Origin of the sequence: Caenispirillum salinarum AK4, from assembly GCF_000315795.1 — a bacterium.
GTDB lineage: Bacteria > Pseudomonadota > Alphaproteobacteria > Rhodospirillales > Rhodospirillaceae > Caenispirillum > Caenispirillum salinarum.
The window spans coordinates 294,654-306,589 of the sequence record NZ_ANHY01000006.1 but is presented as its reverse complement, the minus strand read 5'-3'; the positions used below and the strand labels follow the sequence as shown (position 1 = coordinate 306,589).

Genomic DNA, 11,936 nt, shown 5'->3' with positions numbered 1-11,936 from the left:
GGATTGTGCCGGAGAAACGCGGGGCACCGTCCAGAGTTCGCGCATCGGCATTAAAGTAAAGCTCCGCCCGAACCAAAGCGGGCGGAGCTTCTATTATACTCGGAACGTCGTATTCTTCTTGCTGAAGTCTTACCTCATTCCGCCGCGGTTGCCTGGGGCGCGGGGCTGCGGAAGACCTCCAGCAGGTGCTGCTCTCGGGCCTTCTGTTCCTCTACGTTGCGGTCCAGGATATGGCCGAAGCCGCGCATTTTCTGCGGCAGTTCCGCGATCTCGACGGCGATGGCATGGGGGTCGTGGCTCATGCCGCGGCACAGTTCGTCCACTACCTGCTCATACTCGGCGATGAGGCGGCGCTGGAGCTTGCGCTCGGCCGTGTAGCCGAAGATGTCCAGCGGCCCGCCGCGCAGGCGCTTGAGCTTCGCCAGCGTACGGAAGGCGCCCATCATCCAGGGGCCGAAGGTGGTCTTTTTCAGGCGCCCGCTCTCGTCCTTCCTGGCAAGCAGGGGCGGGGCCATGTGGAAGGTGATCTTGATGCTGTCACCCTCGAACTGGTCCTTTAGCGCGGCGTGGAACCGGCCGTCGGTATAGAGCCGCGCGACCTCGTACTCGTCCTTGTAGGCCATCAGCTTGAAGGCCGACCGCGCGACGGCCTCGGCGAACCCGGTGCGGCCGGGCGCGCGGTCCTTCTCGGCCTTCGCCGCCTTGTCCACCAGCGCCTTGTAGCGGGCGGCGTAGTCGGCATCCTGGTAGCCGGTCAGGAAGTCGACGCGGCGGGCCACCAGCTCATCGAAGGTTTCCGACAGCTTGCGGTGGGAGAGCTGCGCCTGGGTGTCGGCGTCGTCGGCGCTTTCCACCACCTTTTCCACCTTCGCCGGATCGACGGCGTAGCGGCGGCCCCACAGCATGGCGGTCTTGTTGGCCTTCACGGCCACCCCGTTCAACTCGATGGCCTTCTCGATGCTCTCCAGCGTCAGCGGAATGAGCCCCTTCTGCCAGGCATAGCCCACCATGAACAGGTTGCTGGCGATGCTGTCCCCCATCAGCGCCGTCGCGACGCGGGTGGCGTCGACGAAGCTTGCCGCGTCCTTGCCCACGGCGTCCTCCACCGCATGCTTCACTTCCTGGTGCGGGAAAGCGATGTCGGGCTTCGAGGTGAAGTCGGCCGTCATGGTCTCGTGCTCGTTGACCACTGCCGCCGTGTGGCCGGTGCGGGCCTTTGCGAGCACGTCGAAGGTGCCGGCCGTCAGCATGTCGCAGCCCAGCACCAGCCGGGCGTTGCCCGCCGCGATGCGGCTGGCGTGCAGGCGCGAGGGCTTGTCGGCAATCTGCACGTGGGTCACCACGGCGCCGTTCTTCTGCGCCAGACCGATCTGGTCGAGCACGGAGACACCCTTGCCCTCAATGTGGCCGGCCATTCCCAGCAGTGCGCCGATGGTCACCACGCCCGTGCCGCCGATGCCGGTCACCACGATGCCGTAGGGATCGGCCGTCTCCGGCAGGGTGGGACAGGGCAGGGTGCCGAAGCCGTCGTCGCCGCCGGCGTCCTTGCCGGCGCCTTCCGGCGTCTTCTTGCGCACCTTCGCGCCCTCGACGGTCACGAAGCTGGGGCAGAAGCCGTTGACGCACGAATAGTCCTTGTTGCACGAGGACTGGTCGATCATGCGCTTGCGGCCGTATTCGGTCTCCACCGGCTGCACGGCGACGCAGTTGGACTGCACGCCGCAGTCACCGCAGCCCTCGCAGACCAGTTCGTTGATGAAGACGCGCTTGTCCGGGTCGTGCATCTTTCCGCGCTTGCGGCGGCGGCGTTTCTCCGCCGCGCAGGTCTGGTCGTAGACCATGATGGTGACGCCTTCGGTCTCGCGCAGCTCGCGCTGGATGGCATCCAGGTCGTCGCGGTGATGGACGGTGGTGCCGGGCGCGAACTCATAGCCCATGGGGTACTTGTCCGGCTCGTCGGAGACGACGACGATCTTCCGCACACCCTCGGCCCGCAGTTGCTGGGTGATCTGCGCCACCGTCACGGTGCCGTCGACGGGCTGGCCGCCGGTCATGGCGACGGCGTCGTTATAGAGGATCTTGTAGGTGATGTTCGCCTTGGCTGCGACAGAGGCGCGGATCGCCAGGATGCCCGAGTGGAAGTACGTGCCATCGCCCAGGTTGGCGAAGATGTGCTTTTCTTCGGTGAACGGGATCTGGCCGATCCAGGGCACGCCCTCGCCGCCCATCTGGGTGAAGGTGGACGTGCTGCGGTCCATCCAGGTGACCATGTAATGGCAGCCGATGCCGGCGACGGCGCGCGAGCCCTCGGGCACCTTGGTGGACGTGTTGTGCGGGCAGCCGGCGCAGAAGTATGGCAGGCGCTTGACCGGGCTGACGGGCTTCTCCAGCGACCGCTCCTTGTTCTCCATCCACTCCAGCCGCTGCTTGATCCGGTCGGAGGTGAAGAACTGGCCCAGGCGTTCGGCGATGACGCGGGCGATGCGGGCGGGGCTGAGTTCGCCGTTGGAGGGCAGAATCCAGCGGCCCGCCTCGTCGAATTTGCCGACGACGCGCGGCCGCACGTCCTCGCGCCAGTTGTAAAGCTGCTCCTTCAACTGGTTCTCGATCAGCGCGCGCTTTTCCTCGATGACCAGAATCTCGTCCAGGCCCTTGGCGAACTCGCGCACGCCCTCGCGCTCCAGCGGCCACGGCATGCCGATCTTATAGACGCGGATGCCGGCCTCGGCGGCCAGGCGCTCGTCAATCCCCAGGTCCTCAAGCGCCTGGCGGACGTCCAGGTAGCTCTTGCCTGTGGTGACGATGCCCAGCCGCGGGTTGGGGCTGTCCATGACCACGCGGTTGATGGTGTTGGCGCGGGCGAAGGACAGGGCGGCGTAAAGCTTGTGCTTCATCAGCCGGTGTTCCTGCTCCAACGGGCTGTCGGGCCAGCGGATGTGCAGGCCGCCCTCGGGCATCGGGAAGTCGGTCGGCATCGTAAAGCGCAGGCGCGTCGGGTCGACGGTGATGGAGGCGGAGCTGTCGAGGATTTCCCCCAGCGCCTTGAACGCCACCCAGCAACCGGAATAGCGGCTCAGCGCCCATCCGAACAGGCCGTAGTCGATCATCTCCTGGACGTTCGACGGGTTGAGGACCGGCATCATGAAGTCCATGAAGGCGTATTCGGTCTGGTAGGCGACCGTCGACGACTTGGCGGCATGGTCGTCGCCGGCGACCACCAGCACGCCGCCGTTCTTCATGGCGCCCGCCATGTTGCCGTGGCGCAGCACGTCGCCGGAGCGATCGACGCCCGGACCCTTGCCGTACCACATGGAGAACACGCCGTCGTACTTGGCCTGCGGGAACAGGTTGGTCTGCTGGCTGCCCCAGACGGCGGTGGCGGCAAGGTCCTCGTTCACGCCGGGCTGGAAGTGGACCTCGTGGCGCTTCAGGTGCTCGCGCGCCTTCCACAATTCCTTGTCCAGGCCGCCCAGCGGGCTGCCGCGGTAGCCGGAAATGAAGCAGGCCGTGTTCAGGCCCTCGGCCAGGTCGCGCTCGCGCTGCATCATCGGCAGGCGGGCCAGCGCCTGGATGCCGGTGATGAAGATGCGTCCGCTCTCCTGGGTGTACTTGTCCTCGAGCGTGACGTTGGCGAGGAAGGTCATGCCGTGTCTCCCGGTTCCCGGGGCGCGGTTCGCCTCAAGCCATCGGCCGGCGCCGCGACCCTGTTCCTTTGTTGGATCGTCCCTGAGATTTAATCACGGGAAACGCCTGTTACAACGAGGAAATACCCGTCGCAACACTCGGATAATGAACGAACGCGGGACGGCCCATGGCGCGAAATTGCATTGCCTGTCCGCCTTCAGCGGCCGCTGCAATATGTCTGGATAGGATAACAGTCGGCACAGGCAATGTGAGGTGCCTCCAGCAAACATCGGCGGAGTCGCCCGCCGGCCCTACTTCTCGTACAGCCGCTCCAGCATGTCCTTGTAGGTGTCGCGGATGACGTGGCGGCGGATTTTCAGGGTCGGCGTCAACATGCCGTTCTCCACGGTGAAGCCTTCGGGCGCCACACAAAATCGGCGGATTTTCTCGACGTTCGCCATGTTGCGGTTTACCCGGCTGACCGCCTGGGACAGCGCCTCGACCAGTGCCGGATCGTCGAAAACGAACTCGTCCTCGGGGTCGCCCTCGGCCTCGACCTGCTGCGGCCGGGCAGGAGCCTGAACCGCGCCCGCCGCCTCGCGCGCTGCAACGGGCGGCGCCGTGATGCCCTCCGGCTTGTCGGCAGGCCTGGTCTCCACCTCGGTCCCTGCCTGTTCGGCATCGGCGGCCTTCGGAGCCGCGGCAGCGCCCGCGGCGGCGGGTTCGGCTTCCGTCTCCGCCGCCCGATCCCGTTTCCGTCTGTTCTTCCAGGTCGCCAGCCAGTCGGGATCGGGAACCAGCAGGGCGACCAGATGTGGTCGTCGGTCGCCGTACACCATGGCCTGGGCGATCTCGGGCTCCAGCGTCAGGAAGCCCTCGACGCGCGCCGGGGCGATGTTGTCGCCGCCGGAATTGACGATGATGTCCTTCTTGCGGTCTGTGATGACGATGTTGCCGGCGTCGTCAAAGTGCCCGACGTCGCCGGTGTGAAGCCATCCTTCCGCGTCGATGGCCTTGCGCGTCTGCTCCGGGCCCTTCCAGTAGCCGCGCATGACCATCGGGCCGCGCGCGAGGATCTCGCCGTCCTCGGCGATCTGCACCTCAACGCCCTTGAGCGGCGGTCCGACGCTCTCCAGCCGCACCGACCCCGGCCGCTGGACGGAAATGACCGGCGCGGCCTCCGTCTGCCCGTAGCCCTGCAGGATGGGCACGTCCAGCGCCATGAAGAACAGGCCGATGTCGTAGTTGAGCGGGGCGCCGCCCGAGACCAGCGCCTTCAGCCGTCCGCCGAACCGCTGCGCCACCTTGCGCCGGACCAGCCGCCCCAGCACCCAGTTGGTCATGGCCTCCATGGGGCCGAGGCCTTTCTCGTACTTTTTCGCCCCCAGTTCGATCGCCTTGTAGAACAGTTTCACCTTTGTGCCGGTCTGCTTCTCCATGGCGCGCAGGATCCGGTTGCGCATGAACTCGAACAGGCGGGGCACGGCCGTGGTGATGGTGGGGCGGACTTCCTGGAAGTTCTCCGACAGCTTGTCCAGGCCTTCGGCGTAGTAGATCTGCGCGCCGATGGAAATGGGGAAGAACTGCCCGGCGGAATGCTCGTAGGAGTGTGACAGCGGCAGGAAGGACAGGAAGACCTCGTCACCCAGGCCCAGGATTTCCAGGACGTCGAAAGCGCCCATGCAGTTGGCCAGCACGTTCTTGTGGCTGAGCATCACACCCTTGGGCGCGCCCCCGGTGCCCGAGGTGTAGATGATGCAGGCGGTATCGTCCGCCTCCGCCCCTTCCCAATGCTTCGGGCGTCCCAGCGGCTGGCCGTCGTGGATGAGCTGCATCCACTTCACTGTCTCCACACCCGGGTTCTGTGCAAGAGCCTGATCATCGATGGTGATGACGAACGGCGTCTCGGACGCCTGGGCGGCGGCGGCATAGACCCGTTTCGCCAGCGCCCGGGTGGAGACGACGACCGCAGCCGCGCCGCTGTCGTTGAGGATGTGAAGGTGGTCGGCCACCGTGTTGGTGGTGTAGGCCGGAACCGTGATGGCGCCGATCGCCATGGCCGCCATGTCCGCGATCAGCCATTCCGGCCGGTTTTCGGACACGATCATCACCCGGTCGCCCGGCTTGATGCCACGCAGCGCCAGTCCCTGGGCGAGCGCGTCAACCCGCTCCGCCGTTTCCCGCCAACTCATCGGGTGCCACGCACCTTCGGCCTTGCGCCACAGAAACGGCCGGTCATCCAGGGCCGCCACCTGCTCGTAGAACATGCGGGTGAGCGTTGTCGCAGTGTCGAAGTCGATGGCGCGGCCGCCGGTCGATGTCACGTGATCCTCCCGATTTCACCCGGTATTGAAGGGGTGTTATTCATTTAGGGTCGGTTATCGCAATTTTCTTGCCCCTGTCGCAAGCCTTCCCCATATCGCGCGCACCAGAGATGAACGGAGGAGAGAGAGCGCTCATGTCCGAAGCCGCCGCGTCCAACCTGCCCCGCTGGGACCTGTCGGACCTGTATCCCGGCCCGCAATCCGAAGAGTTGAAGCGCGACCTGGACCGCGCCGGCCGTGATGCCATCGCGTTCGAAGACAAGCACGCCGGTCGCGTCGCCAGCCTGGACGGCGGCTCGTTTGCCAACGCCATCGGCGACTACGAGCGCATTACCGAAATCCTGCACCGAATCTTCTCCTACGCGCAGTTGCTGCACGCGTCCGACGTCTCCAACCCCGATATTGGTCGCTTCTACCAGGACATCCAGGAGAAGGGCACGGAGATCAGCGCGCACCTGATCTTCTTCACCCTGGAGATCAACCGCATCGATGACTCCAAGCTGGAAGAGATGCTGAAGGTTCCCGATGCCGCGCGCTACGCGCCCTGGATTCGCGACATCCGCGCCTTCCGCGCCCACCAGTTGTCCGACGAACTGGAAAAGATGCTGCACGAGAAGGAGGTCGCCGGCCGCGGCTCCTTCGTGCGCCTGTTCGACGAAACCATGGCGTCCCTGCGCTTCCCCGTGAACGGCGAGGACCTGACCATCACCCAGGTCACCGACCGCCTGTCCTCGCGCGAGCCGGAAAAGCGCAAGGCCGCCGCCAAGGTCATGGGAACGGTACTCGGCGACAACATGCGGCTGTTCTCGCTGATCACCAACACGCTCGCCAAGGACAAGGAGATCGAGGATCGCTGGCGCGGCTACGCCCGGCCGGTGTCGTCCCGCAACCTGGCCAACCAGGTTGAGGACGAGGTGGTGGACGCCCTCGTCACCGCCGTCAAGGGCAGCTACGGCGACCTCAGCCACCGCTACTATCGCCTGAAGGCGCGGTGGATGGGCATGGAGAAGCTGGACTACTGGGACCGCAACGCGCCGCTGCCCGAAGACACCGACCGCACCTATTCGTGGGACGAGGCCCGGGAGACGGTTCTGTCGGCCTATTCGCGCTTCTCGCCGGAGTTGGCGGATATCGGCAGGAAGTTCTTCGACAATCCCTGGATCGACGTGCCGGCGCGGCCCGGCAAGGCGTCAGGCGCCTTCGCCCACCCGACCGTGCCGAGCGTGCATCCCTACCTGCTGCTCAACTTCATGGGCCGGGGCCGCGACGTGATGACTCTGGCGCACGAGTTGGGCCACGGCTGCCATCAGGTGCTGGCGGGCGAGCAGGGGCCGCTTCTGTCGGCCACGCCGCTGACGCTCGCCGAAACCGCCAGCGTGTTCGGCGAGATGATGACCTTCCGCTCCATGGTCGACGCCGAGACCGACGCCACCCGCCGCCGCGTCATGCTGGCCGGCAAGGTGGAGGACATGCTCAACACCGTGGTGCGCCAGATCGCCTTCCACGAGTTCGAGCGCCACGTCCACGACGAGCGCCGCAACGGCGAATTGTCGGAGGAACGCCTGGGGGAAATCTGGATGCAGTGCCAGCGCGAAAGCCTGGGCGATGCCTTCCGCTTCGACGACGAGTACAAGAACTACTGGGCCTACATCCCGCACTTCATCCACTCGCCGTTCTACGTCTACGCCTATGCGTTTGGCGACTGCCTGGTGAACGCCCTGTACTCGGTGTTCCTGGAAGGGCACGAAGGCTTCCAGAAGAAGTACCTGGACATGCTGCGCGCCGGCGGCACCAAGACCCACAAGGACCTGCTGGCGCCCTTCGGGCTGGACGCCTCGGACCCCGCCTTCTGGAAGCGGGGGCTGACGGTGATCTCCGGCTTCATCGATGAATTGGAAGAGGTTTCCTGATCCCATGGCCGAAACTCCTCGGGACCGTGATCGCGACGAACGCCGCTTCGGCGGCCGCATCCGGCGCTATGCTCAGGTGGGCGGGGCCGTCAGCGGCCTCGCCGCCCGCTGGGCCGGCGAACGCTATCTGGGGCTCAAGCTGGACAAGGCCCAGCACGCCGCCGAGCTGAAGGCGGCGCTGGGCGGGCTGAAGGGTCCGCTGATGAAGGTGGCGCAGATCATGTCCACCATCCCGGAAGCGCTGCCCGAGGAGTACACTCTGGAACTGGCCCAGCTGCAGGCCAACGCGCCGCACATGGGCTGGCCCTTCGTGAAGCGCCGCATGACGTCGGAACTGGGCCCGACCTGGCAGCGGCGGTTCGAAAGCTTCGATCACGAAGCCTCCGCCGCCGCGTCGCTGGGGCAGGTGCACAAGGCCGTTCACCACGACGGGCGCAAGCTCGCCTGCAAGCTGCAGTACCCCGACATGGAGTCGGTGGTGGAGGCGGACCTGCGGCAGCTGCGGATCATCATTTCCATCTACCGCCGCTACGACCGCGCCATCGACCCCAGCGAAATCCACGCCGAGATCGCCGACCGCCTGCGGGAGGAGCTGGACTACACCCGCGAAGCCCGCAACATGCGGCTCTACACCCACATGCTGGCCGACGAGCCCACCGTCCATGTACCCGAGCCGGTCGAGGACCTGTCCACCCGGCGGCTGTTGACCATGACGTGGCTGGACGGCGCGCCGCTTCTGAAGGTGGCGGACACCGCCGACCTGGAGCAGCGCAACCGCATCGCCTATCACATGTTCCGGGCCTGGTACGTGCCGTTCTACCGCTACGGCGTCATCCATGGCGACCCGCACCTGGGCAACTACACGGTTCGCGCCGACGACAGCATCAATCTGCTGGACTTCGGCGCGGTGCGCGTCTTCCGGCCGAACTTCGTGAAGGGCGTCATTGACCTCTATTGGGCGCTCCAGCGCGACGACCGCGACCTGGCGGTCTCGGCCTACGAGACCTGGGGCTTCAAGAACCTGTCCAACGAGATGATCGACGTCCTGAACCAGTGGGCGGCCTTCATCTACGCGCCGCTGCTGGAAGACCGGGAGCGGGGCATTGCCGACACCAACTCCGGCGTCTACGGCCGCGAGGTTGCCGAGAAGGTCCACGCCGACCTGCGCCGCGTCGGCGGCGTGACTCCGCCGCGGGAGTTCGTGCTCATGGACCGCGCCGCCATCGGCCTGGGGTCGGTGTTCCTGCACCTCAAGGCGCAGCGCAACTGGTACCAGCTGTTCCATGACCTGATCGGCGACTTCGACGCCGACGCGGTGGCGGAGCGGCAGCGGAAAGCCCTGGACGCGGTAGGTCTGTCCGTGGCAGAGGACAAGGCCACCGTCGCCCGCTAAGCCGTAAGGAGTACCGGACATGATCCGCAGCCGCCCCGTCCTGGCCGTGTTTCCAGGCCTGATGATCGCCGGTGCTGGGCTGTTCGCGGCGCTGCCGGCGTCGTCCCACACCACGGGGGCGCCGCCGTTGGTGGAAGAACGTCAGGCCGCCATGGAAGACATGAAGGACGCCATGAAGGTCCTCGGCCCCATGGTGAAGGGGGAAGCCCCCTTCGACGCCGCCCAGGCCGCCGAGGCGGCGGCCGTCATTCATGGCGTTTCGACCCGCATTCCGGATTTCTACCCAACTGACTCCACCTACTACGAGCCCGGCCATGCGCTGCCCGCCGTGTGGGAGGAGTCCGACGCCTTCCGCGACGAGGCCGCCGAGGCCCTGGAAGCGGCGGCCGCGCTGCGCGAGGCGGTCGACGGGGCAGGGGCGGCGGCCGCCATCGCGCCGGCGGTGAAGGAGGTGGCGGAGACCTGCCGGGCGTGCCACGACGATTTCAAGAAAGACGAAGACTGACGCAGGGGATGAAGACCGTGTCGATGAACGTAACCCGGGTCGCGCTGGCCGGCGCGCTGGGCCTGTCCGCCGCGCTGGCTGGCGCCGCCACGCCCGCCGTCGCCCAGCAGGAAATCCTCGAGAAGGAGCTGCGCGGCCTGGACGTGGTGGCTGTGCTCAACGCCCGGGAAGACACCATGAAGGGCATGAAACGCGCCATGAGCGAACTCGCCAAGATGGTCGAGGAGGAGGCGCCCTTCGATGCCGTCAAGGCGGCTCAACTGGCCGAGCTGATCGAGCGCAACACCCGCGCGATTCCCGTGCTCTTCCCCGAGGGGACCCAAATTCGCGGGTCAACCGCGCTGGACGCCGTGTGGGAAGAGCCCGAAGCGTTCGCGGCGCTGGCGGAAGAGGCGACCGGCAAGGCCGTCGCGCTGAAAGCCGCCACCGAACCGGCCAGCACCGCCGACGACATCGCCGACGCCTTCAAGGAGGTCGCGCTGTCGTGCCGCGCCTGCCACAAGGATTACAAGAAGCCTTTCTAAGCGGCTGATCTTCAAAAGAAAACGGCGCGTCCGCACATGCCGTTCGGACGCGCCGTTTGCCGTTCTGTCCGCGCCGCCACCGGGCGACGCTGCCCGTGTCAGCCTTCCGCGGCAGCGAGACTCGTGGTCCCCGGCTCGCCCGACCCGGCGGCCACTTGGTCCAGGACCTCGGGGTCCAGGCGGCCCATGGCGGCCAGCAGCCGATAGGTGGCGATCTGTGCCTCGAACAGGGCCGAGGTGTAGTTAATGCGTGCCGTGAACACCTCGTTCTCGGCATCCAGCACGTTCAGGGCCGTGTCGCGGCCCGACTGGCGAAGACGCAGGCGGGCGTCGTAGACCTCTTGCGCGATGGTCACGGCGTTGCCCAGAAGCGAAACACGCTCCCGCGCCGTCTGCAGGGCCTCCCATGCCACGCGCACCTGCTCGCTCACCCGGCGCAGGGTCTGCGCCTGGGTGTCGCGCGCGGCGGCATGCTCAAAGGCCGTGCGGGCGACGGCCGCCTTGGTCGCAAAGCCGTTGAAGATGTTCCAGTTGGCGGTGACCAGTGCCGAAAATTCACGGTTCATGCCGGGCGCATCCCGCAGGTGCGGATCAACGTCGTTTTCGTAGGTGCCGGAAAGCTCGAGGTTGAACCGGGGATAGTAGCCCGACTCCGCCAGATCGCGGCGCTCATCCGCGATGGCGATCTGCTTGGCGCCCGAGGTCACCGCCGGGTTCTCGGCGCGGGCAATTTCGATGGCGGCATCCAGCGTTTCGGGCAGCAGGTCGACGGGCGGGCGCGGGCGCGTCATGCTGTCGACCACGGCGGGGGTGCCGAACACCTGAAGGTAGCGCGCCTGCGCGTCCCGCAGCGCGCCTTCGACGGCAACGCGGCGTTCCTTGGCGATCTGCAGGCGGGACTTGGCCTGCAGGACGTCGACAGCGATGCCCGAGCCGCGCTGCACGCGCTCGTTCTCCAGGTTCAACTGCTCCATGATGTTGCGCTCGTTTTCGCGCGACAGCTCGAGCAGCCGGGTCTGGCGCAGGACCGTCATGTAGGCGGTCGCGGCCTCGAGAATGACTTCCTGAACAGTGGCGTTGACCGCCGAGGCGGCGGCATCGCGCTGAAGCTGGGCGGACTGATATTCGGCTTCCCGCGCGCCGCCGTCCCAGATTTTCTGCGTCAGCGTCAGGGTCGCGGTTTCGCGTCCGGCGGCGTATTGATCTTCGCCCTGTGTCCGGCGTGTCGGGCTGTCGGCATAGAGGTGCCCCATGTCCGCGCGCAGATCCAGGCGCGGCAGGTAGTCGCCGAAGGCCTCGTCGATGCCCTTTTCCGCCGCTCTAAGATTGTTGCGGGCCGCCTCGATGCGGGGATTGCCGGCCAGCAGCGATGTCACCTCTTCCGCAAGCGGTGCAGCCTGCGCCTGAGCAGAGCCCATCACGGCCAGGGCGCAGAAGTATACGGCCGAAGACGTACGAAGCACTTTCCCCATCCCCCAAAAGATACTCGGCATTGCGTCTCTATAGCGCAGCAGCATCCTGGCGTAAAGCGGTCAGGCGAGACTTTTCTACCCACGCGCGAGATCGTCCGGCGCCTTCGAGCGCCGCAGCCCTGGGGTCAGCAGGGCGCGCAATGCCACCCCTGACTTTCATCGCGGTTGAGTCCGAAGGGGGAAG

General features: G+C 66.4%; 7 protein-coding genes. 4 read left to right on the top strand and 3 right to left on the bottom strand.

The window, feature by feature from the left end:
• Window positions 1–134 precede the first annotated feature (134 nt).
• Both C882_RS07810 and C882_RS07805 read right to left on the bottom strand, forming a co-directional pair.
• Window positions 135–3,644: an indolepyruvate ferredoxin oxidoreductase family protein gene (locus tag C882_RS07810; RefSeq protein WP_009540031.1), complete on the bottom strand. Its 3,510-nt coding sequence runs from the start codon at window positions 3,642–3,644 to the stop codon at window positions 135–137.
• 291 nt (window positions 3,645–3,935) lie between these two features.
• Window positions 3,936–5,948 carry an AMP-dependent synthetase/ligase gene (locus tag C882_RS07805; protein ID WP_009540030.1) on the bottom strand — a complete coding sequence of 671 codons (2,013 nt, stop codon included), beginning with the start codon at window positions 5,946–5,948 and terminating at the stop codon, window positions 3,936–3,938.
• Window positions 5,949–6,082: 134 nt separating this feature from the next.
• Between C882_RS07805 and C882_RS07800 the strand changes: the two genes are divergently transcribed.
• From C882_RS07800 to C882_RS23055, 4 genes are read left to right on the top strand one after another with little or no spacing between them, the layout of a single operon-like run.
• On the top strand, window positions 6,083–7,858 hold the full coding sequence (locus C882_RS07800) for a M3 family oligoendopeptidase (protein ID WP_009540029.1): 1,776 nt from the start codon (window positions 6,083–6,085) through the stop codon (window positions 7,856–7,858).
• A 4-nt stretch (window positions 7,859–7,862) separates the two neighbouring features.
• Window positions 7,863–9,251, top strand: coding sequence for an ABC1 kinase family protein (locus tag C882_RS07795; protein ID WP_009540028.1), 1,389 nt, complete (start codon window positions 7,863–7,865; stop codon window positions 9,249–9,251).
• Between the two features lie 19 nt (window positions 9,252–9,270).
• Window positions 9,271–9,756 (top strand): c-type cytochrome, encoded by a 486-nt coding sequence (locus C882_RS07790; RefSeq protein ID WP_009540027.1) that lies wholly within the window; start codon window positions 9,271–9,273, stop codon window positions 9,754–9,756.
• Between the two features lie 23 nt (window positions 9,757–9,779).
• Complete coding sequence (locus C882_RS23055) at window positions 9,780–10,280, top strand: c-type cytochrome (RefSeq protein WP_009540026.1); 501 nt, start codon at window positions 9,780–9,782, stop codon at window positions 10,278–10,280.
• 98 nt (window positions 10,281–10,378) lie between these two features.
• On the opposite strand, the gene C882_RS07780 is transcribed toward C882_RS23055, so the two are convergent.
• Window positions 10,379–11,743, bottom strand: coding sequence for a TolC family outer membrane protein (locus C882_RS07780; RefSeq protein WP_160166774.1), 1,365 nt, complete (start codon window positions 11,741–11,743; stop codon window positions 10,379–10,381).
• Between the last annotated feature and the right edge of the window lie 193 nt (window positions 11,744–11,936).